The sequence below is a fragment of the Mesorhizobium sp. P2_E9 genome (assembly GCF_056403815.1).
Map to the genome: position 1 here is coordinate 311,552 of NZ_JBFUET010000001.1, position 22,131 is coordinate 333,682.

Genomic DNA, 22,131 nt, shown 5'->3' on the forward strand with positions numbered 1-22,131 from the left:
CCTGCGGGCCTCGACTTCTGCCGCACGCTTTGCTTTCGCCTCCACAATGCCTAATGTCGCCGCCCAAGGGGGCATGATGGGTCGAGGGGTCTGCTTCAAAGTCTGTTCGGTCGCAACGGTGCTCTTGCTGGCGCCGGAAATGGCCTTCGCGGAGGAATGGTGGAAAGATTCCTTCGCCAGTGAAGGCACCAGCCCCTGCGACAACAATGACTCGAGAGTGACGTTCACCGACAAGTCGGTGGAAATGTGGGAAGTTTGGTGCACGCTCGACAGGGTCCAGAAACTCAGAGGCCTGGATGCGATCGTCCTGGATATGACCTGCTCGGACGATGAGCAGAGTGTCGACAAGCGGCGCGCACTATTGCTCAAGCTCGAGGACAACAAGATATTGCGGTATCCCGAGTACCAGGTGCTGCAACGATGTTCGGAGCTCGAGGTCAAGACCGGTTCACAGCCCTAGCTGTTCCTGACCGCTGCATCCGGCTCTGACGCGACGGTAGACACGGGTTCGGTGCCGAAAAAGCACGCCCCTTTCATTTCGCCATGCTGGGCGGACCCAAATTGGGCGCAAGGCCACGTTGCCGCCATATTCCAATGGGACCGAGGGTGGCAGTGATGCTGTCGTCAAGACCATGCGTCCACCCGCAACCGTATCGCGCCTCGTGCGTTTCTAGCCAACGTGATACGGGCCATAGTTGGCTAATTGTTAAGATTGCCAATTTTAGAGTGCGGGCGAGATCGCCCGATGACCGACGCAGCAAGTGATCGAACCGCTACCTATGTCTGGAACGTCCATGAGAACCAGCCGCCGCTTTTTCCTTTCCGGAGCCTCCGCGCTCGCCGCCGCCGCGATGGTGGCCGGCCGTGCGAACGCGCAGGATGTGATCGGGGATATCCTGAAATCCTCGGCCCGCGGCAATTGGGACGACCAGTTCGACGCCCGCGCCAGCGAAGGCGGCAAGGTGGCTTCGACACTGCCGATCTTCAGCCCGCAGACCGTTGCGTTCACGGAGCAGGCGGTCGCGCAATATCAGAACATCGTCGGGCAGGGCGGCTGGGTAGACGTTCCCGCGACCAAGAAACTGCAACTCGGCGTCGATGACCCGGATGTGGTGCCGCTGCGCAAGCGCCTGATGATTGCAGGCGACCTGTCGCAGAGCGCCGGCATTTCGACGGCCTTCGATTCCTATGTCGACTCGGCGGTCAAGCGCTTCCAGCTGCGCCACGGCCTGCCCGCCGACGGCTCGATGGGCAAATACACCTATGCGGCGATGAACGTTTCGGCGCAGATCCGGCTTGGCCAGTTGCAGACCAATCTGCAGCGGCTGAAGGAGAAGGCCGGCACGCTGGGCAGCCGATATGTGCTGGTCGACATTCCGGCGGCGCAGATCGAAGCGGTCGAGAACGACCGCGTCGTGCTTCGCCACACGGCAATCGTCGGCAAGATCGACCGCCAGACGCCGATCGTCAATTCCAAGATCAACGAGATCATCGTCAATCCGTACTGGAACGCGCCGGTCTCGATCGTGCGCAAGGACATCATTCCGCTGATGCGGAAAGATCCCAACTATTTGAAGAACAGCCACATCCGCCTGTTCGCGCCGGATGGCAGCGAAGTCGATCCGATGAACGTGGACTGGTCGACGGATGACGCTGCCAAGTACCGGTTCCGCCAGGATCCCGGCTCCGAAAACGCCATGGCGTCGGTGAAGATCAATTTCCCGAGCCCGGACGGCGTCTACATGCACGACACGCCGCAGCAGAGCCTGTTCGGCAAGATGCTGCGCTTCGATTCCTCGGGCTGCGTGCGCGTGCAGAACGTGCGCGATCTGGTCACCTGGATCCTGCGCGACACGCCCGGCTGGGACCGCCAGCATTTCGAGGCGGCGATCAAGACCGGCGAAAACACGCCGATCCAGGTCACCAACCCGGTGCCGGTGCACTTCCTCTATCTCTCGGCCTGGTCGACGGGACCCGGCGTCGTTCAGTTCCGCGACGACGTCTACGCGTTGGACGGTGCCAGCGAGCTGCAGATCACCTCCTCGCTCTAAGCATCTGATAATTCTAGCGAAAGGCCGCTCAAAGGGCGGCCTTTTTGTTTTGCGGGAGCGTTAAATCAGCCGCTGGTTCACCAGCCGCGCCACCGCTTGCGCGCGGTTGACGGCGCCGAGTTTGCGCCTGGCATTGTCGACATGGAAGCGCACCGTCGCTTCGGCAATGCCCAGAATGACCGAGATTTCCCAATCCGTCTTGCCTTCGGCGACAAGCGCCAGGCTGTCGCGTTCGCGCACCGTCAGCCGAACGGTGGCGGCGGGCGGTGGCGTCGTCAGGACCATCAGCCGTTCCGTCAGCACGAGACCGGCCATCTGGATGGCAAAGCTCTCGTCTGCCGTGAAGTCGCGCTCGTGGAAGCCGAGGTGCAGCGAGGCAATGGCGCCATCGGCGCCGTAGGAGGTGGAACACAGCGCGTCATTGATCCCGGCCTCGCCGAGCGCCTCCCAATAGACGCCGAACTCAGCGCGGTCGCGCGGGGCAAAATCGGAGAAGCGGTAGCGCGTGCGGCTTTCGCGGATCGCGCCCAGCAAAGGGTTGCACTCGAAGCAGACATAGTCGAATGCCGGGCTGCCCGGCCAGTTCGCCGGCGCCAGCCGCGTGATGAAGCCGCCGGCCGCCCAATGGCTGGCGGAGGTCAGCGTTGCTGACGGCCTTCGATAGAGGCGGGTCTGTAGATAGGACGCGCCGAAGACTTCCATCGCCGCGAAATAAGCGGTGCTTGCGCCCTCGGCCGTTGCCGACGCCAATGCCGGTTCGGCATGTGCCATGATCCGTGACAGCATCGATCGAACCCCCGCTCGTGAGCCGTAACGCAGCGTGTCACAGCCGAGTATGACCCGCAAGGCTGCCAGCCGGTGACAGCCATCTGTCAACCCCGCGCTATCGGGAGGTTGATGCTGGACTATGCTCGCGTATCCAGACAAGCAGCGGCGCCGGCTTTCGAAATTCATGCCCGAATGTTTGGGCATCGGCGCTCCGCATACGCACGTCGACCGGGGGGCGGCGTGCGGCCGGCCACCTGGTGCCCTAGGCAGCCTCGCGCTGACGCCAGGTGCCGGCCTTTTTCTGACATCGGCAGCCTGCTGGCCACTCGGTCTGCTGTTCTCTCGGCCATCGCTCCGCCAGCGCTGTCTGGACGCGACGCCGATGATTGCGCATGGTCCTGCCAACAGCCGGAATCGAGCCATGCAAACCGCCATCTTCATTCTCGTCGTGCTCGTCTTCGTCGCCGTTTCCGGCGCGCTGGTGCGGCTGGTGCGGGTGCCGCTGCCGGTCTTGCAGATCGCCATAGGTGCTGCCCTCGCATGGCCGGTGCGCGGCATCCATGTCGAGATCGATCCGGAACTGTTCCTGCTGGTGTTCATTCCGCCACTGCTGTTCAGCGACGCTTTCGGCGCGCCAAAGCGCGAGCTGATGGCATTGCGCGGGCCGATCCTCGACCTTGCGATCGGGCTCGTCTTCTTCACCATCGTCGGCTTCGGCTATGCCTTGCACTGGCTGGTGCCAAGCATACCGCTGGTCGTTGCCTTCGCGCTCGCCGCGGTGCTGTCGCCGACCGATGCCGTGGCCGTCTCCTCGATCGTCGACAGGAACGTCGTTCCGGCGCGGCTGATGCACATTCTGGAAGGCGAGTCGCTGCTCAACGATGCGTCGGGCCTGGTCATGTTCCGCTTTGCCGTGGCGGCGGCGTTGACCGGCAGCTTTTCCTTTGCCGCGGCCTCGCTGAGTTTCCTCTATGCCGTGGCGGTCGGCATCCTGGCCGGCGTGGCGGCCTTGTTCGTCGCCGCCAAGGCGCTGCAACTTTTGAACCGCATCGGCGGTGTGCCGGCCGAGGCGCAGGTGCTGATAACCATTCTGCTGCCCTTCGTCGCCTATCTCGGCGCCGAGCATTTCGGGGCCTCGGGCATCCTGGCGGCGGTGACCGCCGGTCTGCTGACCGGCAGCACCGGCATATTCCGCTTTCTCGGCGTCTCTGCGCGCATGCAGACAATCTCGCTCTGGACGACGTTCTCTTTCGTCTTCAACGGCGCGCTGTTCATCGTGCTCGGCCTGCAGCTTCCCGAAATCATCCGCAAGGTGCCGCCGGAGCTCACGGGTCACTATCCGATCATCCAGCCGGTGCTGACCGTGGTGGCGCTGACGTTCTGCCTGATCGCGCTCCGCTTCGTCTGGATCTGGGTTGGCGACATCGCGGCGGCGGTTGCGGCGCGGCTCGGCAAGCGCGAGGTCGAGCCGTTCGGCCTGCGCGTGCGCTTGGCCGGCTCGGTGGCGGGCGTGCGTGGCGCCATCACGCTGGCCGGCATATTGTCGCTGCCGCTGGCTCTGCAGGACGGGTCGCCATTTCCGGCGCGCGACCTTGTCATCTTCCTCGCCGCCGGCGTCATCATCTGCTCCCTGCTGATCGCCAGCTTGGCCTTGCCGGTGATTGCGCGCGGTCTGGTCGAGCCGGGCGAGGATGCCGGTGCTGCCGAGGAACGCCGGGCGCGTGTCGGCGCTGCCAATGCGGCAATCGCTCGCATCGAGAGCATGGCGGGCAGCAGCAACGACGACGGCGAGGTGCCTAGCGCCAGACTTGTCACCGCCGAAAACATCGTCGCCGGCTACCGGCGCCGCATCGCCACCTCCGACGAGGCCGATGAAGCCAGAGCCGAGGCGCGCGAGGCCGGGCGGGTGGAACTCGAAATGCGACTTGCCGGCATCGAGGCCGAGCGCACGGCGGTGCGCGCCATGCTTCAGCGCGGCGAGATCAATGATCACACGGCGCGCGCGCTGTTCACCGAGATCACCCTGACGGAGGCCCTTTTGAACGGCAGGCAGACGCGGAAATAGAACCGGCGATGCCCAGGGGCTGTGGATTTGCAGTCTCTGCCGCAAACCGGCCAGCAAATTTCGCGCCGCAAACGTGGCGGGTCGAAAACAACTGTGTTAATGGCGCGGCAATGCATGTCGCCCAAAGCTGTGCAGCGGTTTTGGGGCAGCGATATGCATAAGCAAATAGCCCCCGAACCGGAGGATTTTCAGGCCATGGCAACAGCAGCGGCAGTGTCGAACAAATTCGAATCCTTCTTCGAAACCACGCTGGAAGACGCCGATCCGGAGATTTTCGGCGCCATCCGCAACGAACTAGGTCGCCAGCGCCACGAGATCGAGCTGATCGCCTCGGAGAACATTGTTTCCCGCGCGGTGCTCGAGGCGCAGGGGTCGATCATGACCAACAAATATGCCGAGGGCTATCCGGGCAAGCGCTACTATGGCGGCTGCCAGTTCGTCGACGTGGCCGAGGAACTGGCCATCGAACGGGCGAAAGAGCTGTTCGGCTGCAATTTCGCCAACGTCCAGCCGAATTCCGGCAGCCAGATGAACCAGGCGGTGTTCCTGGCGCTGCTGCAGCCCGGCGACACCTTCATGGGCCTCGACCTCAATTCCGGTGGCCATCTCACCCACGGCTCGCCGGTCAACATGAGCGGCAAGTGGTTCAAGGTCGTCTCCTATGGAGTGCGCAAGGAAGACCATCTGCTCGACATGGACGCGATCGAGAAGACCGCGCACGAGACCAAGCCGAAGCTGATCCTGGCCGGCGGCACCGCCTATTCGCGCATCTGGGACTGGAAGCGCTTTCGCGAGATCGCTGATGCGGTCGGCGCTTACCTGATGGTCGATATGGCGCACATTGCGGGCCTCGTCGCCGGCGGCGTGCATCCGTCGCCGCTGCCGCACGCGCATGTGGTGACGACCACCACGCACAAATCGCTGCGCGGTCCGCGCGGCGGCATGATCCTGTGCAATGACGAGGACATCGCCAAGAAGATGAACTCGGCCGTGTTCCCCGGCCTGCAGGGCGGCCCGCTGATGCATGTCATCGCCGCCAAGGCGGTGGCCTTCGGCGAAGCGCTGAAGCCGAGCTTCAAGGTCTATGCGGAGAGTGTGGCCGCCAACGCCAAGGCGCTGGCTTCGAGCCTCAAGGAGACGGGTCTCGACATCGTCTCCGGCGGCACCGACAACCATCTGATGCTGGTCGATTTGCGCCCCAAGAATGCCACCGGCAAGCGCGCCGAGGCAGCCCTTGGCCGCGCCAACATCACCTGCAACAAGAACGGCATCCCCTTCGATCCGGAAAAGCCCTTCGTCACCTCGGGCGTGCGCCTCGGCACGCCGGCCGGCACCACGCGCGGCTTCGGCCAGGCCGAGTTCCGCGAGATCGGCAAGCTGATCGCCGAAGTGCTGGATGGTCTCAAGGTCGCCAATTCGGACGAGGGCAATGCCGCGGTCGAAGCGGCGGTCAAGGCCAAGGTCGTGGCGCTGACCGATCGTTTTCCGCTCTATCCTTATCTCGGTTGACCATCCTTATCTCGATTGACCGGGCGCGAAGCGTCATCTCTTATTCGCCGGCGGTGCGTCGCCCCTGAACGGGTGACGCATGGAACTGGAGACTTGATGATGCGCAATTTTCGTCCCGCCTCACTCGGTGTCGCCGGCTGGCTGGCCGTTTGCGGGTCTGCCTTGGCGCAGACCCAGCCCGCCCCGGACACGCCTGCCACCAGCACCTTCGGCAAATGGACAACCATCGTCGATGTGCTCGACACCGGCCAGGATGCGAGCAAGACCTGTGCGGCTTCGACGGCGTTCTTCGATGCGAGCGGCAATTCGGGCACGCTGACCTTGTCGATCTCGACCGGCGATGCGCTGCCGCCTGATGCCTATCCGGCCATCATGCTCACCGTCGACAACAAGCAACTGCCGACCGGCAACAAGATCGCGGCAACGTTCGGCGATCCCGGCGTCAAGGTTCCGGCAACGGTTTATTCCAACGACGCCGTCATCGGCCGTCCGAGCTGGACGGTCGACAATCAGGCCAAGACCAGTCTCGCCCTGCTGCGCGCCATGCGCCAGGTCATCTCGCTCGATGTGACTTTCGGCAAGGACGTTGTCGCCAGCATCCCGATGGATGGCTTCACCAAGGCCTACCGCAACCTCGGAACGTCCTGCGGCTTCCCGACCAAAGACGTCGCGCCGTGACGCGGACGGCGGAATAGGGGGCGCGGATGGACATTGTCTGGAAGGGTGTGGTCGGCGGGCTGGTGACGGCGCTGATCGTCTGGGCGTCCAAGCGGGGCAATGTCCTGCCCGGGATACTGCCGCTGGCGCCGACCTTTGCCGTCATTGCCTTGCTCGCCGTGGGCGCCAAGGGTAATCCCAGCGGTTTTCGCGATGCCTGCCTTGCCGGTATGAAGACAATTCCCGCCTATCTTGCCTTCCTCGGCGCCTGCTGGTTGTTCATCGACAAGGTCGATTATCGCCTGGCTGTTGTCGGCGGCATCGCCGTCTGGCTGGTGGCCGCGCTGGCAATCTTTCTCGCGCCTCGCTATCTCTGAAGAAACGGAACCGCTTCAATCCCGACCGGAAAGGCTCTAAGCCTTTCGCCTCACCAGATTCGCGAACCCAAGGCTTTTCATGCGCTGTCCCTATTGCCAGTCCGAAGATACGCAGGTGAAGGATTCGCGCCCCGCCGAGGACGGCGCGGCGATCCGCAGGCGACGTGTCTGCCCCGATTGCGGCGGCCGTTTCACCACCTTCGAGCGCGTCCAGTTGCGCGACCTGGTCGTGGTCAAGAAGTCAGGCCGGAAAGTGCCGTTCGACCGTGACAAGCTGCTGCGCTCGGTCGAGATCGCGGTGCGCAAGCGCAATGTCGATCCCGAGCGCATCGACCGCGCCGTGACCGGCATCGTGCGCCAGCTCGAAAGCTCCGGCGAGACCGAAGTGGCTTCCGGTGAGGTCGGCAAGCTGGTCATGGAAGCGCTGAAATCGCTCGACGACGTCGCCTATGTGCGCTTCGCCTCGGTCTACCGCAATTTCCGCGAGGCCAAGGACTTCCATGAGCTGCTGGGCGAATTGAAGGGCGACGAAGACAAGAGCAGTGAAGAGGAAGCCGGCTGAGCATGGCAGGATCGCAGCGTAGCGAGCTTGAACAGGCAGCCCTTGATCGCCGTTTCATGGCCGCGGCGCTGCGGCTGTCACGCCGCAATGCCGGCAGGACCTCGACCAATCCTTCCGTCGGTACAGTGATCGTGCGCGACGACGGTGCCGGGCCGATGATCGTCGGAACCGGTGTCACCGCCGTCGGCGGCCGGCCGCATGCCGAGACCGAGGCGCTGGCCGAGGCCGGCGAACTCGCGCGTGGCGCTACGGCTTACGTCACTTTGGAGCCATGCGCTCATCACGGCCGCACCCCGCCTTGCGCCAATGCGCTCGTCAATGCCGGCATAGCACGCGTCGTGGGTGCTGCCAGCGATCCCGATCCGCGGGTCTCCGGCAAGGGCTATGCCATCCTGCGTGCCGCCGGTGTCGAGGTGGTCGAGAAGGTGCTGGCGGGCGAAGCCGCCGAGCAGATGGCCGGTTATCTCATTCGGTCGCTCAGCAAGCGCCCGGAAGTGATTCTGAAGCTTGCGCTTTCCAGTGACGGCAAGATCGGCAGGCAAGGCGCCGGCCAGGTCGCGATTACAGGTGATATCGCCCGCCGCGAAGTCTACCTGATGCGGGCCGAGGCTGACGGCATCCTGGTCGGCATCGGCACGGCGCTGGAGGATGATCCGGCACTGACGGTGCGCTTGCCGGGGCTGGAGAACCGTTCGCCGGCCCGCATCGTGCTCGACCGGCAGATCAGGCTGCCGGAGGCGTCGAAACTGGCCTCGGGCGTGGATCGCGTGCCGCTCTACGTCGCCGCTTGCCTGGAGGCCGATCCGCATCGGCGGGCCGCACTCGAACGCGCCGGCGTGCGCTTCATCGGCACCGAAACGCATGAAGGCGGCGTGGCGTTGCCGGAACTGCTCGAGGATTTGGCGGCTCTCGGCATGGCAAGCGTGCTGGTCGAGGGCGGCGCCAGGGTGGCCAGCGCTTTCCTCGCTGATGGGCTGGTCGATCGCATCGTGCTGTTCCAGGGGCCGGAGGCGATCGGCGATGGCGGCATTGTGTCGCCGATCGACGCCGACCATATCCCGGCAGGCTTTCGCAAGCTGCGAGAGATGCGCTTTGGTGAAGACAGCTACGCCGAGTGGGTAAGAGACCTCTAGACCATGATCCCGAAAAGTGGGACCCGGTTTTCGGACAAGGTCATGGTCAAAACGGGAAGATAGCATCGATGTTTACCGGAATTGTCACCGATATCGGCACCGTCGCGGCCGTCAAGCCGCTGAGCGAAGGCGTCGGCCTGCGCATCGACACCGCCTACAATCCCGAGATGATAGCCATTGGCGCCTCGATCTCCTGCGGCGGTGTTTGCCTGACGGTCACGGCTTTGCCTGACCATGGCTCTAACGCGCGCTGGTTCGAGGTCGAGGCGTGGGAAGAAGCCTTGCGGCTGACCACGGCCTCGAGCTGGAAATCCGGCAGCAAGGTCAATCTCGAACGGGCACTGAAGATCGGCGACGAACTTGGCGGCCACATCGTTTCGGGCCATGTCGACGGCACCGCCGAGATCGTCGAGCGCAAGGATGAGGGTGATGCGGTGCGTTTCACGCTGGAGGCGCCGCGCCATCTGGCGAAATTCATTGCGCCGAAGGGCTCCGTGGCGCTGGACGGCACCTCGCTCACCGTCAACAAGGTCGAGGGCACCCGCTTCGACGTGCTGCTGATCCACCATTCGCTGACCGTCACCACTTGGGGTGAGCGCAAGGCCGGCGACCGCGTCAATCTCGAGATCGACACCATGGCCCGCTACGCCGCGCGGCTTGCCGAGGCGGCGAAAGAGGGGCTCTAGAAGTCTGCCGGACCGGCATGCCCAAGGCGTCTGATGCGCCTCCCGCAATCTTCCGCTTGCGATCAATCCGGCTTCGGCCTAAGTCACCGGCAACCCCCCGGAGACTTTTATGGCTGGTACATCCCAACACGGCAAAGCCTTCATTCGTCCGAAGGCGAAGGCGCATCTGCTGATTGTCGAAGCGCGCTTCCACGACGACCTTGCCGACGCGCTGCTCGACGGCGCGACAAGCGCGCTCGATGAAGCGGGCGCGACCTACGACGTCGTCACCGTTCCAGGCTCGCTCGAGATTCCCGCAGTGATCACCTTCGCGCTGGACGGCGCGGCGGAAGGCGGCACCAATTACGACGGCTTCGTTGCGCTCGGCACCGTCGTTCGCGGCGACACCTATCATTTCGACATCGTCGCCAATGAATCCAGCCGCGCGCTCATGGACCTGTCCGTGCAGGACTCGGTCTGCATCGGCAACGGCATCCTGACCACCGAGAACGACGCACAGGCATGGACACGGGCCAAGCGCTCGGAAGGCGACAAGGGTGGCTTTGCCGCGCGTGCGGCGCTGACCATGATTGCGCTGAAGGAACAGTTGGGAGCGCGATCGTGAGCGAACCCGCGTCGCCCGGACAGCCCGCGGTGCGCCACGCCAACAAGCGCGGCGCCGCCCGTCTGGCGGCCGTGCAGGCGCTCTATCAGATGGATGTCGCCGGCAGCGGCGTCTTCGAGATCACTGCCGAATATGAGGCGTTTCGCCTCGGCAAGGAAGTCGACGGCGCGCTCTATCGTGAGGCGGATGCCCAATGGTTCCGCGCCATCCTGACCGGCGTCGTCGAGAACCAGAAGACCATCGATCCGGTCATCCGCCAGGCGCTGACCGATGACTGGCCGCTGTCTCGGCTCGATTCGACGCTGCGCGCCATTATGCGCGCCGGCGTCTATGAATTGATGAAGCGCGAAGACGTGCCGGTGGCGGTGATCGTTTCGGAATATGTCGACATCGCCAAGGCCTTCTACGAAGAAGACGAGCCGAAGCTGGTCAATGCCGTGCTCGACCGCGTGTCACGCCGGGTGCGCGGCGAGGGGCGCGGCAAGGACGCATCGTGACGGCCATCGCCGTCGAGGCGCCCAAGGATGCGCGGCGCACCGCGCTGATCCTCGCCGCCTCTCAGGCGATTATCGGCTCGGCGGCACCCATCGCCATCTCCATGGGCGCGCTGGCCGGGCAATATCTGCTCGGTGCCGACAAATCGCTGGCGACGGCGCCGATCACCGGCTTCAACCTTGGCGTGGCGCTCGGCGCGTTGCCGGCCGCGGCCATCATCCGCTGGCTGGGGCAGCGCGGCGGCTTCATGACTGGAACCGTCGTCACCGCGCTTGGCGGCCTGATTGCCACGCTGGCGCTTTTCCACAGCAGTTTCTGGCTGTTCGCGTTCGCGCTGCTGGTGATCGGCATCGGTGGTGCCTTCGTCCAGCAGTTCCGCTTCGCCGCCGCCGACAATGCGCCGCCGGAGTTCAAGGCGCGCGCCATCTCCTTCGTGCTGGCCGGCGGCATTATCACCGCCATCCTTGGGCCGCAGATCGTCATCTTCACCCGCGAACTGTTCGCGCCGGTGATGTTTGCCGGGTCGTTCGCTTCCATCCTGCCGCTGGCTGCAGTTGGCGCCCTTATCCTGTCGTTTCTGCGCCTGCCGGCGAAGGCCGTGAGCAAGGTCGACATTACCGAAGGCGATGCCAGGCCGCTGTCCGAAATCGTCACCAAGCCGCGCTTCGTCGCGGCGCTGTTTTGTGCCGTCGGCAGCTATGCGCTGATGAGCTTCGTCATGACCGGCGCGCCGCTGGCGATGGTCGGCTGCGGCCTGTCGGAGGATGATGCGACGCTGGGCATCTCCTGGCACGTCATGGCGATGTTCGCACCGAGCTTCTTCACCGGCTCGCTGATCCATCGCTTCGGCGCCGAGCGCATTGTCGCTGTCGGCCTGATCCTCCTCATCGGCTGCGCCATTGTCGCTTTGTCGGGCCTGGCGCTGTGGCAATTCTGGACGTCGCTGATCCTGCTCGGCCTTGGCTGGAATTTCGGCTTCATCGGCGCCACCGCCATGGTGGCGGCCAGCTACCGGCCGTCGGAAAAGGGCAAGGTGCAGGGTTTTCACGACTTCGTCCTGTTCGGCTCCGTCGCCTGCGCATCTCTGCTGTCGGGCATGGTCTACAACGCCTTCGGCTGGGAGATGCTGAACTGGATGATCTTTCCGGTCACCGTTCTGTGCTTTGTCGCACTCGGCGCGCTCAAGATGACCAGTCTGCGCAAGGCGAGCGCCTGATCCCGAACTGTTGTCGATCTGACATGATGTTGTCAGGATTGCTTCGGCTGAATTTGCCGCGTCGAAACAAAATTATTGCGTCTGTACCTATTGTTATGAAACCGTGTGCCCCGACTGGCCGTTGAAGCCATGCTCATATGCGGCCACCGCATTCCGGTTCACAGCAAGGGATTTTCACAGTGTTTTCAGTCAAGGTTTTTGCCGGCGCGGCATTGGCGCTGGCCATCACGGCGGCTTCCGCCAGTGCTCAGGTGGTTGTCTCCTCCAAGATCGATACCGAGGGTGGCGTGCTCGGCAACATCATCCAGCTCGTTCTCAACGCCAACAACATCAAGACCACCGACCGCATCCAGCTCGGCGGCACGCCGGTGGTGCGCAAGGCGATCACCGCCGGCGAGATCGACATCTATCCCGAATACACCGGCAATGCCGCCTTCTTCTTCGAGAAGGCCGATGACCCCGTGTGGAAGGACGCCGGCAAGGCCTACGAGACGGCCAAGAAGCTCGACTATGACGCCAACAAGATCGTCTGGCTGGCGCCGGCGCCGGCCAACAACACCTGGGCGATCGCGCTGCGCAAGGAAGTGACTGATACCAACAAGCTCGCCACGCTGTCCGACTTCGGCAAATATGTCGCCGGCGGCGGCCAGGTGGTGCTGGCGGCCTCGGCCGAGTTCGTCAATTCGGCGGCAGCCCTGCCGGCCTTCCAGACCACCTATGGCTTCAAGCTGAAGCCCGAGCAGCTGATCACGCTCTCAGGCGGCGACACGGCGGCCACCATCGCCGCGGCCGCCAACCAGACCAGCGGTGCCAACGCCGCCATGGTCTATGGCACCGATGGCGGCATCGCGCCGTCCGGCCTGGTCGTGCTTGAGGACGACAAGGGCGTTCAGCCGGTCTACCAGCCGGCGCCGATCATCCGCGAATCCGTGCTCAAGGAACATCCCAAGATCGTGACGCTGCTGAAGCCGGTCTTCGCCAAGCTCGACCTCGTCACGCTGCAGGAGCTGAACGGCCGCGTGCAGGTCGGCGGCGAGCCGGTCAAGGGCGTCGCCGAGGACTTCCTGAAGAAGAACGGCTTTCTGAAGTAGGACGATTCCGGCGCGCCGCTCGCGTGGCGCGCCGGAACGACCGACGGGGGAGGGCGTGAATATCCGCTTCGACAAGCTCGGCGTGGTCATTGCCGTGATCGCGGCCTATGCGGCGTTCCTCGCCCCCTTCGCCACGTTCCGGGCCAACCGCATCGTTCCCGGGCAGGCTCGCTCGATTCTCGAAGCGCTGCCGGCAACGACAGGATGGTTGCTGCTCGCCATCATCGTCGCCGCAGCGCTCATAGCTCTGTTCAGGACACCGCTCGTGCTGCGCCTTGCCGCCGGCGTCGTCGCACTTGTCGCGCTCGCGCTGCTCATCGGCGTCGCCGGCACATTTCTCACGCCGGCCGGCAACACCTTCGCCAGAGTGTCCCCCGCTTCCGGTTTTTGGATACTAATTTTTTCCTTCACGATTGTGTTGGCTGACGTGCTGACCAGGCTGAACCTGTCGCCCTTGGCGCGAGTTGGCGTGCTTGTCGTCGCGGCTTTGGCGATTGGCCTGCTGTTGATGTCGGGAAGCTGGGACAATCTGTCGATCCTGAAAGAATATTTCAACCGCGCCGACAGTTTCTGGGCCGAAGGCACCAAGCATGTGACGCTGGCGCTCGGTTCGCTGGCCGCCGCGGTGATCGTCGGCCTGCCGCTGGGCATCCTTTGCCACCGCGTCGAAAGGCTGCGCGCCGGCGTGCTCAACGTGCTCAACATCATCCAGACCATTCCCTCGATCGCGCTGTTTGGCCTGCTGATCGCGCCGCTCGGCTGGGTCGCCATCCACGTGCCGGGGGCGGCCGCGCTCGGCATTCGCGGCATTGGCACCGCACCTGCCTTCGTCGCCCTGTTCCTCTATTCGCTGCTCCCGGTGGTGGCCAACACCGTGGTCGGTCTCGCCGGCGTGCCGCGTGCCGCCAACGACGCGGCGCGCGGCATGGGCATGACCGATCGCCAGCGCCTGTTCGGTGTCGAGTTTCCGCTGGCCTTCCCGGTGATCCTCACCGGCATCCGCATCGTGCTGGTGCAGAATATCGGTCTCGCCACCATCGCTGCCCTTATCGGTGGCGGCGGCTTCGGCGTGTTCGTGTTCCAGGGCGTCGGCCAGACGGCGATGGACCTGGTGCTGCTCGGCGCCGTGCCGACGGTCGCGCTCGCCTTCGCCGCCGCCATCATCCTCGATGCGGTGATCGAAATGACCGCCACCAAGCGCAGGGTTGAAACGGCATGATCGAGATCGAAGGCATTACCAAGGTTTATGACGCGACAACGGTGGTCGACGACGTATCGATGGTCATCGAGCCGCGCACGGTATGCGTCATTGTCGGCACATCCGGTTCGGGCAAGACGACGCTGCTGCGCATGATCAACCGGCTGGTCGAGCCGACTGCCGGAATCATCAAGCTCGACGGCGCCGACAATCGTTCGGTGCCCGGTTACGAACTGCGCCGCAGCATCGGCTATGCCATCCAGGGTCACGGCCTGTTTCCGCATCGAACAGTGGCGCAGAACATCGCCACCGTGCCGGTGCTGCTCGGCTGGGACAAGGACCGCATCAACGCTCGCGTCGACGAATTGATGACGCTCTATCAGCTCGATCCGCAGGCTTATGGGCCGCGCTACCCGCACGAACTGTCCGGCGGCCAGCAACAGCGCGTCGGCGTCGCCCGTGCGCTCGCCGCCGAACCCAACGTGCTGTTGATGGACGAGCCGTTCGGCGCGCTCGACCCGATCATCCGCACCAAGGCGCAGGAAGATCTGCTGGCGATCCAGAAGCGCTTCGGCACCACCATCATCCTCGTCACCCACGACATGGAAGAGGCCGTGCATATGGGCGACAAGATCGCGGTCATGGATGCCGGCAAGCTCGTGCAATACGCCAAACCCGCCGAGATCCTGGCGAACCCGGCCAGCAGCTTCGTCGAGACCTTGGTCGGCGCCAGCGAAAGGCCGTTCCGGCTGCTGTCGCTCGGACGGGTGCGTGACGCAGTGGAGAATGGCACCGCCGAGGGCGAAGCGATCCCCGGCGATGCCAGCCAGCGCGATGCACTGGCGGAACTCCTGTGGTCGGGCCGGCCGGCGCTGCCAGTGAAAGGCGCCGACGGCGAACCGCTCGGCCGCGTCACGGTGGACGGGCTGGTCAAGCGCGCAGCGAGGCCGGCATGAAAGCCTGGCTGCCTTTGCTGCTCAGGCTTGCGCTGGTGGTGTTGCTCGTGGCTTTCGTCACCAATCCCGGTTGGTTCGAGCCGCTGCTCAAGCCATTGACCGAAAACAACGCCCCCGCGATCTACAATCAGGGCAGCCTGCTGACACTGACGCTGCTGCATCTGCGCATCGTGCTGATCGCCACCGTCGCCGCGACCATCGTTGCGGTGGCTCTGGCCATCCTTGTCACCAGGCCAGCCGGTGCCGAATTCCTGCCGTTGTCGCGCAGCCTGGTCAATATCGGCCAGACCTTTCCGCCGGTGGCGGTGCTGGCGCTCGCGGTGCCGGCTGTCGGCTTCGGTGAGAAGCCGACGCTGATCGCGCTGTTTCTCTATGGCCTGCTGCCGATCTTCGAGAACGCGCTGACCGGGCTGACGACGCTGCCGGCCAATGTGATGGAGGCTGCGCGTGGCGCCGGCATGACCGGCTGGCAAAGGCTCACCAAGGTCGAGTTGCCGCTCAGCGCACCGATCATCCTGGGCGGTATCCGGTTGTCGGTTGTCATCGGCCTTGCCACCGCCACCATCGGCTCGACGGTGGCTGCAAAGACGCTGGGCGAGGTGATTATCGCCGGCCTCTTGTCCAACAATCTCGCCTTTATCCTCCAGGGCGGCCTGATCGTGGCGGCCCTTGCCGTGCTGATCTATGACGGGCTGTCGGCGGTCGAGCGCTATGCCGCGCGGCGGATGGGACGCGAGGCGCAATAGTCCCTGGGGGAGCTGATGGTCTTTGTTGGGATGATCTCCTTGCGTCATTTCAATCGATCTAAATCAAGGACCTTGCCGGCAGGGCCGTCACGGCTTTTGTCTTTTGGGCGAAAGCCGGGCAAAAACCGAACAATATCTTGACGTTCCGAGCCCTGTTTCGCATACACCGATGCGAAGAGGTGGATTCCGTGCGCGGATTCCGGTCTTTGTCTCAACGGCCCAGGGAGGGGTTCTTTTGGGCCAGCAATCGAGGAAAATTCGGCAATGACCATACTTTACGCCGTCATCGCCTGCGGCTTGCTTTCTGTCCTTTACGCCATCTGGGCGACACGTTCGGTTCTCGCGGCCGATCAGGGCAATGCACGCATGCAGGAAATCTCCGCCGCCATCCGCGAAGGCGCGCAAGCCTATCTGGCGCGCCAGTACACCACCATCGCCATCGTTGGTGTGGTCGTGCTCGTGCTCGCCTGGTGGCTGCTTTCCATCACCGCCGCTATCGGCTTCCTGATCGGCGCCGTCCTGTCGGGCGCTGCCGGCTTCATCGGCATGCATGTTTCGGTGCGGGCCAATGTGCGCACCGCACAGGCGGCCTCCAACAGCCTCGCCGCCGGTCTCGACATCGCCTTCAAGTCGGGCGCCATCACCGGCATGCTGGTGGCTGGCCTGGCGCTGCTCGGCGTCTCGATCTACTTCCTGATCCTGACTGGTCCGATGGGCCTGCAGCCTAATGATCGCATCGTCATCGATTCGCTGGTCTCGCTCGGCTTTGGCGCCTCTTTGATCTCGATCTTCGCTCGTCTCGGCGGCGGCATCTTCACCAAGGGTGCCGACGTCGGCGGCGATCTGGTCGGCAAGGTCGAAGCCGGTATCCCGGAAGACGATCCGCGCAACCCGGCCACCATCGCCGACAATGTCGGCGACAATGTCGGCGACTGCGCCGGCATGGCCGCCGACCTGTTCGAGACCTATGCGGTGACGGTCGTCGCCACCATGGTGCTCGGCGCCATCTTCTTTGGCGGTACCGCCGTCCTGCAGACTGCGATGCTGTATCCGCTCGCCATCTGCGGCGCCTGCATCCTGACCTCGATCGTCGGCACCTTCTTCGTCAAGCTCGGCTCGAACGGTTCGATCATGGGCGCGCTCTACAAGGGCCTGATCGTGACCGGCCTGCTGTCGATCGTCGGCCTCGCCGTCGCCACCTCCGCTACCGTCGGTTGGGGTGAGGTTGGCACCGTTGCCGGCATGATCATCACCGGCAAGAACCTGTTCATCTGCGGCCTGGTCGGCCTCGTAGTGACCGGCCTCATCGTGGTGATCACCGAGTACTACACCGGCACCGGCAAGCGCCCGGTCAACTCGATCGCCCAGGCCTCGGTGACCGGCCACGGCACCAACGTCATCCAGGGCCTCGCGGTCTCGCTGGAATCGACGGCACTGCCGGCCATCGTCATCGTCGGCGGCATCATCTCGACCTACCAGCTCGCCGGCCTGTTCGGCACGGCGATCGCGGTGACGACGATGCTCGGCCTTGCCGGCATGATCGTTGCGCTCGACGCCTTCGGCCCGGTCACCGACAATGCCGGCGGCATTGCCGAAATGGCCGGCCTGCCCAAGGAAGTGCGCCACTCCACCGACGCGCTCGACGCGGTCGGCAACACCACCAAGGCCGTGACCAAGGGCTATGCCATCGGCTCGGCCGGTCTCGGCGCGTTGGTGCTGTTCGCCGCCTACTCGAACGACCTGAAGTTCTTTGCCGCCAATGGCGACAAATATCCCTACTTCCAGGGCATGGGCGAGATCTCCTTCGATCTCTCCAACCCCTACGTCGTCGCCGGCCTGATCTTCGGCGGCCTGATCCCGTATCTGTTCGGCGGCATCGCGATGACGGCCGTCGGCCGCGCGGCGGGCGCCATCGTCGAGGAGGTGCGCAAGCAGTTCCGCGAGGATCCGGGCATCATGGCCGGCACCTCGAAGCCGAACTACGCGCGTGCGGTCGATCTGCTGACCAAGGCAGCGATCCGGGAAATGATCATCCCGTCGCTGCTGCCGGTGCTGGCGCCGCTCGTCGTCTATTTCGGCGTGCTGTTGATCTCGGGGTCGAAGGCCTCGGCCTTCGCAGCCCTCGGCGCCTCGCTGCTCGGCGTCATCGTCAACGGCCTGTTCGTCGCCATCTCGATGACCTCGGGCGGCGGCGCCTGGGACAATGCGAAAAAATCGTTCGAGGACGGTTTCGTCGACAAGGACGGCGTCAAGCACCTGAAGGGCTCCGAGGCGCACAAGGCTTCGGTGACCGGCGATACGGTCGGCGATCCCTACAAGGACACCGCCGGTCCGGCGGTCAACCCGGCGATCAAGATAACAAACATCGTCGCGCTCCTGCTGCTGGCCGTGCTCGCGCACGGCTGAGCAGCCCGGTACCTGAATGGCAAACCCGCCGGAGCGATCTGGCGGGTTTTTGCTTGGGCTTCAATGCGCGGCTCTCAAGACGACACCGTGATGTCACCACATCCGAGTCGTTCGTTCAGTTCCCACAAGGCTGTCCTGTTGCTGTCCCATTTGAGTAATCGGACTGCTTCTTCATAAGCCACCCATCGATATTCGGTATGCTCGCGCGACAGCACGATGGTCAGATCATCCGTCAGATGTATCCCGAACGCACGTTCAAGGACCACGTACAGGTCTGGTCTCCAGAGATCACGGTCCTGGAAGTGATAGGCCGGCACGCTGGCCATCGCGTCCAGCGGAATCAACGGCGCTTTGAAGGGAATGCCAGCCTCTTCCATCGCTTCACGTCTTGCCGCTTGTTCGGGAGATTCTCCCTGTTCGACGCCGCCCGCCACTCCTTGCCAGCAGTCTTGATCGTGGTCGCCGCGCTTGAAGATTGCATACTCAATCCTGAGATCGTCGCGATATCGATATGGGATTACCAATACCTGCAGAGGCAGACGTGCCATGCGCAACACTCCCTTGGTGACCGCATAATAAAGGAAATGGCGGGCACGGATCGTCGGATAACGGTAGAAAACAAAAACCCGTGAGATCGCTCCCACGGGCTTTTGGTCGCCTGAGATGTTGCCGCTTTCCCGTTGGGAAGCGGGGTCTGATGATCAGGGAGTGCCGCCGCCGGGGATGCTGGGCGCCAGCTTGCTGGCGCCGTTGATGATCTGGCTGAGGAAGTTCTGGTCCTTGCCGCCAGTCGGCGTGGTGCGCGAGATGAAGTCGAAAATCTTGCCGTCCTTCAAGCCGTAATTGGCGATCTGGGTGACGCGGCCATCGGCGCCGAAATAGACCGCGAGCACCTTCTGGTCGACAAGCCTGGGCTTGGCGAAGGCCACATAGCGCTTGCGCGTTTGCGAAATGTAATAAAACGCCTCGTTGTCGAAAGTCGCCGTGGTCGACGGCGTGCCAAGCGCCAGAAGCACCTGCTCGCGGCTGGAGCCGACCGGCACCGAATCGACGGCTTGCTGGTCGTAGACATAGCCTTGAGTGAGCGTTTCGCTCGGACTGAGGTCGCCGAACATCTTGTTGGTGTGACACGCCGAGAGCGCCGATACGACGAGCAGCAGCGAGATCGCGCTGGCGGGCCTGGACGAAAAGGTCGACTTGAAATTCAGCGCGCGCAACAACAATTCTCCATTATATCGCCGCAACTTGCGCTGGGCCGCAAAACCGGTAAACCAGCTTGCTTGCCGATGCAACAAGGCCAATTCAACAAACGGTCCCCGGAGACCATCCCCATGTTCCAGCGCCTTTTTGGTCGCGAACGCCACGCCAACCGCGCCATCACGGACGCGCTTTACGCACAAATCGTGGCGGCGGCGCGGCAGAGTGTATTTTATTCCCACTGGAATGTGCCGGACACGCCGCTCGGCCGTTTCGAGATGCTTTCGCTGCATATGTTCCTGTTCCAGCATCGCTTGCGTGGCGAGGACGGTGTGGCGCAGGAGATCGCCCAGGTGCTGATCGACGAGTTCTTCCTCGACGTCGACCATTCGTTGCGGGAGCTGGGCATTGGTGACGTCGGCGTGCCCAAGCGTATGAAGAAACTGGCGAAGATGTTTTATGGCCGCACCGCCGCCTATGATGATGCGCTTGAAAGAAACGATCGCGACGCGCTGACCGCGGCTCTTGCCCGCAATGTCCGGCCCGATTCCGGCGCCTGGCCGGAGGCGCCGCAATTGGCCGATTATGTCGCCGATGCCTGCCGGCAACTGGCCGCACAGCCGTCCGAATCAATCGTTTCCGGCAAGGCGGTGTTTCCGCTCGCCAGGGGAGGTGCTTGATGAAACATACCGATCCGCAGAGCCCGGTTGGCTTTTTCGCGAATGTCGCTCGTCTGCCGCAGAAGGGCCTGCCCGTGGTGATCGAGGCCGACGCCGCCCAGCGCGCGGCGCTCGCCGAGGAACACGGGTTGCTATCGGTCGAAGCCTACCGCGCGGAACTCCTTGTGGCCTCCTGGAAACGCAATGGCGTCAAGGTCAGCGGCCGTGTCGAGGCCGATATCACGCAGGCCTGCATCGTCACGCTCGATCCCGTCGCTGCGCATATCGACGAGCCATTCGAGGCGTTGCTGCTGCCCGAGGATTCCAAGCTTGGACGGCAGGGGTTCGACGGCGGCGGCGAGATCCTGCTCGACGCGGATGGCCCTGACAGTCCCGAAACATTCTCCGGTGACATTATCGATGTCGGGGCGCTTGCCGAACAGTTCTTCGGACTGGCGATCGACCCCTATCCGCGCAAGTCGGGCGCGTCGCTGGATGCCGGTGGCGAGACCGAAGCGGCGGAGAATGAATTTCAGCAAAAACTGCGATCCTTGCTGGGAAAATCCTGAAAACCTCGTCCGCGATGGAAAAGTCGGTTGTGTGAAAACCCAAAACCGCTATTTTCGCCGAACCTTCGCGACCACTAAAGCGACCTGCCGCATAACCCGTGAGATGAATACCGCGTGATCAGGATTTCCATCGATGCCATGGGCGGCGATCACGGACCAGCCGTGGTCATTCCGGCGCTCATGACGGTCGCCACCCGCCGTCCCGACATCCGCTTCGTCATCTACGGGCGTGAGGAAGTCGTGCGCCCCGAACTGGCCAAGTTTCCCAAACTGGCCGAGGTGAGCGAATTCTTCCACTGCGAGATCGCGGTGAGGATGGACGACAAGCCGAGCCAGGCGCTGCGCCATGGCCGCTGGAAGTCGTCGATGTGGAAGGCGGTCGAAGCGGTCAAGTCGGGCGCTGCGGACGCCTGCATCTCCGCCGGCAACACCGGCGCGTTGATGGCGATGTCGAAATTCTGCCTGCGCACCATGGCCACCATCGATCGCCCGGCGATCGCGGCATTGTGGCCGACATTGCGCGGCGAAAGCGTGGTTCTGGACGTCGGCGCCACCATTGGCGCCGACGCGCACCAGCTCATTGATTTTGCCATTCTCGGCACCGGCATGGCGCGCTCCGTCTTCGGCATCGCCCGGCCCACCGTCGGCCTGCTCAATGTCGGCGTCGAAGAGATCAAGGGCCAGGAAGAGGTCAAGGAAGCGGGACGCATACTGCGCGAGGCCAACATGGCCTCGATGAACTATCATGGCTTCGTCGAAGGCGACGATATCGGCAAGGGCACGGTCGACGTGGTGGTGACGGAAGGCTTCGCCGGCAACATCGCGCTGAAGACGGCCGAAGGCACCGCGCGCCAGATCGCCGGTTACCTGCGCGCCGCGATGAGCCGCACTTTAATGGCCAAGATCGGCTATGTCTTCGCCAAGGGCGCCTTCGATCGCCTGCGCGAAAAGATGGATGTCGGCCGCTCCAATGGCGGCGTGTTCCTGGGGCTGAACGGCATCGTCGTCAAAAGCCACGGCGGTGCTGATTCGGACGGTTTCGCCGCCGCGATCGAACTCGGCTACGACATGGTGCGCAACAATCTGCTCGACCGCATCGAGGCCGACCTGGACCTGTTTCATGCGCGCAACCCGCATGCCCTGTCATCCCGGAAATCCGACGGTACCGACGCGAAGGAATAGGAAA

Annotated in this window: 23 protein-coding genes; 20 read left to right on the forward strand and 3 right to left on the reverse strand. The window is 63.8% G+C overall.

Going from position 1 to position 22,131, the window contains the following annotated elements; all coding sequences use genetic code 11:
* Positions 1-46 precede the first annotated feature (46 nt).
* Positions 47-460: a hypothetical protein gene (locus tag AC1D05_RS01580; protein ID WP_477437579.1), complete on the forward strand. Its 414-nt coding sequence runs from the start codon at positions 47-49 to the stop codon at positions 458-460.
* Positions 461-794: 334 nt separating this feature from the next.
* On the forward strand, positions 795-2,051 hold the full coding sequence (locus AC1D05_RS01585; protein WP_477437581.1) for a L,D-transpeptidase family protein: 1,257 nt from the start codon (positions 795-797) through the stop codon (positions 2,049-2,051).
* 60 nt (positions 2,052-2,111) lie between these two features.
* Here the strand turns inward: AC1D05_RS01585 and AC1D05_RS01590 are convergent, their stop codons facing one another.
* A complete protein-coding gene (locus AC1D05_RS01590; protein ID WP_477437583.1) occupies positions 2,112-2,837 on the reverse strand; it encodes a helix-turn-helix transcriptional regulator in 726 nt (241 codons plus the stop codon).
* Between the two features lie 403 nt (positions 2,838-3,240).
* Here AC1D05_RS01590 and AC1D05_RS01595 point away from each other — a divergent pair, with 403 nt between their 5' ends.
* The 15 genes from AC1D05_RS01595 to AC1D05_RS01665 all read left to right on the forward strand — a co-directional run bounded on the left by AC1D05_RS01595 (position 3,241) and on the right by AC1D05_RS01665 (position 18,520).
* The gene (locus AC1D05_RS01595; RefSeq protein ID WP_477437585.1) at positions 3,241-4,884 is read left to right on the forward strand and encodes a Na+/H+ antiporter; all 1,644 of its coding nucleotides are present in this window, start codon (positions 3,241-3,243) and stop codon (positions 4,882-4,884) included.
* A gap of 195 nt (positions 4,885-5,079) precedes the next feature.
* Entirely contained in the window at positions 5,080-6,393 is a 1,314-nt protein-coding gene (glyA, locus tag AC1D05_RS01600) for a serine hydroxymethyltransferase (protein WP_477437587.1), read from the forward strand.
* A 99-nt stretch (positions 6,394-6,492) separates the two neighbouring features.
* Complete coding sequence (locus AC1D05_RS01605; protein WP_477438128.1) at positions 6,493-7,071, forward strand: invasion associated locus B family protein; 579 nt, start codon at positions 6,493-6,495, stop codon at positions 7,069-7,071.
* Between the two features lie 26 nt (positions 7,072-7,097).
* The gene (locus AC1D05_RS01610) at positions 7,098-7,427 is read left to right on the forward strand and encodes a GlpM family protein (protein WP_477437589.1); all 330 of its coding nucleotides are present in this window, start codon (positions 7,098-7,100) and stop codon (positions 7,425-7,427) included.
* A gap of 79 nt (positions 7,428-7,506) precedes the next feature.
* Entirely contained in the window at positions 7,507-7,989 is a 483-nt protein-coding gene (gene nrdR, locus AC1D05_RS01615; protein ID WP_027028512.1) for a transcriptional regulator NrdR, read from the forward strand.
* A gap of 2 nt (positions 7,990-7,991) precedes the next feature.
* Positions 7,992-9,122, forward strand: a complete 1,131-nt coding sequence (ribD, locus tag AC1D05_RS01620) for a bifunctional diaminohydroxyphosphoribosylaminopyrimidine deaminase/5-amino-6-(5-phosphoribosylamino)uracil reductase RibD (protein ID WP_477437591.1) — start codon at positions 7,992-7,994, stop codon at positions 9,120-9,122.
* Positions 9,123-9,190: 68 nt separating this feature from the next.
* Entirely contained in the window at positions 9,191-9,808 is a 618-nt protein-coding gene (locus AC1D05_RS01625; RefSeq protein ID WP_477437593.1) for a riboflavin synthase, read from the forward strand.
* A gap of 109 nt (positions 9,809-9,917) precedes the next feature.
* On the forward strand, positions 9,918-10,412 hold the full coding sequence (gene ribH, locus AC1D05_RS01630) for a 6,7-dimethyl-8-ribityllumazine synthase (RefSeq protein ID WP_172229648.1): 495 nt from the start codon (positions 9,918-9,920) through the stop codon (positions 10,410-10,412).
* Positions 10,409-10,909: a transcription antitermination factor NusB gene (gene nusB / locus AC1D05_RS01635; RefSeq protein WP_019857616.1), complete on the forward strand. Its 501-nt coding sequence runs from the start codon at positions 10,409-10,411 to the stop codon at positions 10,907-10,909. Before ribH ends, nusB begins: the two co-directional genes overlap by 4 nt.
* Positions 10,906-12,123 (forward strand): MFS transporter, encoded by a 1,218-nt coding sequence (locus AC1D05_RS01640; RefSeq protein ID WP_477437596.1) that lies wholly within the window; start codon positions 10,906-10,908, stop codon positions 12,121-12,123. The genes nusB and AC1D05_RS01640 overlap by 4 nt, the downstream gene beginning before the upstream one ends.
* Before the next feature lie 179 nt (positions 12,124-12,302).
* Positions 12,303-13,214, forward strand: a complete 912-nt coding sequence (osmF, locus tag AC1D05_RS01645; protein WP_477437598.1) for a glycine betaine ABC transporter substrate-binding protein OsmF — start codon at positions 12,303-12,305, stop codon at positions 13,212-13,214.
* A 55-nt stretch (positions 13,215-13,269) separates the two neighbouring features.
* Positions 13,270-14,433, forward strand: a complete 1,164-nt coding sequence (locus AC1D05_RS01650; RefSeq protein WP_477437600.1) for an ABC transporter permease — start codon at positions 13,270-13,272, stop codon at positions 14,431-14,433.
* Positions 14,430-15,368, forward strand: a complete 939-nt coding sequence (locus AC1D05_RS01655; RefSeq protein WP_477437601.1) for an ABC transporter ATP-binding protein — start codon at positions 14,430-14,432, stop codon at positions 15,366-15,368. The genes AC1D05_RS01650 and AC1D05_RS01655 overlap by 4 nt, the downstream gene beginning before the upstream one ends.
* Positions 15,365-16,114 carry an ABC transporter permease gene (locus AC1D05_RS01660; protein WP_477437603.1) on the forward strand — a complete coding sequence of 250 codons (750 nt, stop codon included), beginning with the start codon at positions 15,365-15,367 and terminating at the stop codon, positions 16,112-16,114. The genes AC1D05_RS01655 and AC1D05_RS01660 overlap by 4 nt, the downstream gene beginning before the upstream one ends.
* Before the next feature lie 264 nt (positions 16,115-16,378).
* Positions 16,379-18,520, forward strand: coding sequence for a sodium-translocating pyrophosphatase (locus AC1D05_RS01665; RefSeq protein ID WP_477437605.1), 2,142 nt, complete (start codon positions 16,379-16,381; stop codon positions 18,518-18,520).
* Positions 18,521-18,594: 74 nt separating this feature from the next.
* Here the strand turns inward: AC1D05_RS01665 and AC1D05_RS01670 are convergent, their stop codons facing one another.
* The gene (locus tag AC1D05_RS01670; RefSeq protein ID WP_477437607.1) at positions 18,595-19,164 is read right to left on the reverse strand and encodes an NUDIX hydrolase; all 570 of its coding nucleotides are present in this window, start codon (positions 19,162-19,164) and stop codon (positions 18,595-18,597) included.
* A 57-nt stretch (positions 19,165-19,221) separates the two neighbouring features.
* Positions 19,222-19,737: an outer membrane protein assembly factor BamE gene (locus tag AC1D05_RS01675; protein ID WP_477437609.1), complete on the reverse strand. Its 516-nt coding sequence runs from the start codon at positions 19,735-19,737 to the stop codon at positions 19,222-19,224.
* A 114-nt stretch (positions 19,738-19,851) separates the two neighbouring features.
* Between AC1D05_RS01675 and AC1D05_RS01680 the strand changes: the two genes are divergently transcribed.
* From AC1D05_RS01680 to plsX, 3 genes are all read left to right on the forward strand, one after another.
* Complete coding sequence (locus tag AC1D05_RS01680) at positions 19,852-20,397, forward strand: ubiquinol-cytochrome C chaperone family protein (protein WP_477437610.1); 546 nt, start codon at positions 19,852-19,854, stop codon at positions 20,395-20,397.
* Entirely contained in the window at positions 20,397-20,945 is a 549-nt protein-coding gene (locus tag AC1D05_RS01685) for a YceD family protein (protein ID WP_477437612.1), read from the forward strand. The genes AC1D05_RS01680 and AC1D05_RS01685 overlap by 1 nt, the downstream gene beginning before the upstream one ends.
* A gap of 114 nt (positions 20,946-21,059) precedes the next feature.
* Positions 21,060-22,127 (forward strand): phosphate acyltransferase PlsX, encoded by a 1,068-nt coding sequence (gene plsX / locus AC1D05_RS01690; protein WP_477437614.1) that lies wholly within the window; start codon positions 21,060-21,062, stop codon positions 22,125-22,127.
* Positions 22,128-22,131 lie beyond the last annotated feature (4 nt).

Excerpts from the sequence above, each read along its gene's own strand:
- AC1D05_RS01580 (WP_477437579.1), top strand. The coding sequence starts at position 47 with ATGCCTAATGTCGCCGCCCAAGGGGGCATGATGGGTCGAGGGGTCTGC.
- AC1D05_RS01585 (WP_477437581.1), top strand. The coding sequence starts at position 795 with ATGAGAACCAGCCGCCGCTTTTTCCTTTCCGGAGCCTCCGCGCTCGCC.
- AC1D05_RS01590 (WP_477437583.1), bottom strand. The coding sequence starts at position 2,837 with ATGCTGTCACGGATCATGGCACATGCCGAACCGGCATTGGCGTCGGCA.
- AC1D05_RS01595 (WP_477437585.1), top strand. The coding sequence starts at position 3,241 with ATGCAAACCGCCATCTTCATTCTCGTCGTGCTCGTCTTCGTCGCCGTT.
- glyA (WP_477437587.1), top strand. The coding sequence starts at position 5,080 with ATGGCAACAGCAGCGGCAGTGTCGAACAAATTCGAATCCTTCTTCGAA.
- AC1D05_RS01605 (WP_477438128.1), top strand. The coding sequence starts at position 6,493 with ATGCGCAATTTTCGTCCCGCCTCACTCGGTGTCGCCGGCTGGCTGGCC.
- AC1D05_RS01610 (WP_477437589.1), top strand. The coding sequence starts at position 7,098 with ATGGACATTGTCTGGAAGGGTGTGGTCGGCGGGCTGGTGACGGCGCTG.
- nrdR (WP_027028512.1), top strand. The coding sequence starts at position 7,507 with ATGCGCTGTCCCTATTGCCAGTCCGAAGATACGCAGGTGAAGGATTCG.
- ribD (WP_477437591.1), top strand. The coding sequence starts at position 7,992 with ATGGCAGGATCGCAGCGTAGCGAGCTTGAACAGGCAGCCCTTGATCGC.
- AC1D05_RS01625 (WP_477437593.1), top strand. The coding sequence starts at position 9,191 with ATGTTTACCGGAATTGTCACCGATATCGGCACCGTCGCGGCCGTCAAG.
- ribH (WP_172229648.1), top strand. The coding sequence starts at position 9,918 with ATGGCTGGTACATCCCAACACGGCAAAGCCTTCATTCGTCCGAAGGCG.
- AC1D05_RS01655 (WP_477437601.1), top strand. The coding sequence starts at position 14,430 with ATGATCGAGATCGAAGGCATTACCAAGGTTTATGACGCGACAACGGTG.
- AC1D05_RS01660 (WP_477437603.1), top strand. The coding sequence starts at position 15,365 with ATGAAAGCCTGGCTGCCTTTGCTGCTCAGGCTTGCGCTGGTGGTGTTG.
- AC1D05_RS01665 (WP_477437605.1), top strand. The coding sequence starts at position 16,379 with ATGACCATACTTTACGCCGTCATCGCCTGCGGCTTGCTTTCTGTCCTT.
- AC1D05_RS01680 (WP_477437610.1), top strand. The coding sequence starts at position 19,852 with ATGTTCCAGCGCCTTTTTGGTCGCGAACGCCACGCCAACCGCGCCATC.
- AC1D05_RS01685 (WP_477437612.1), top strand. The coding sequence starts at position 20,397 with ATGAAACATACCGATCCGCAGAGCCCGGTTGGCTTTTTCGCGAATGTC.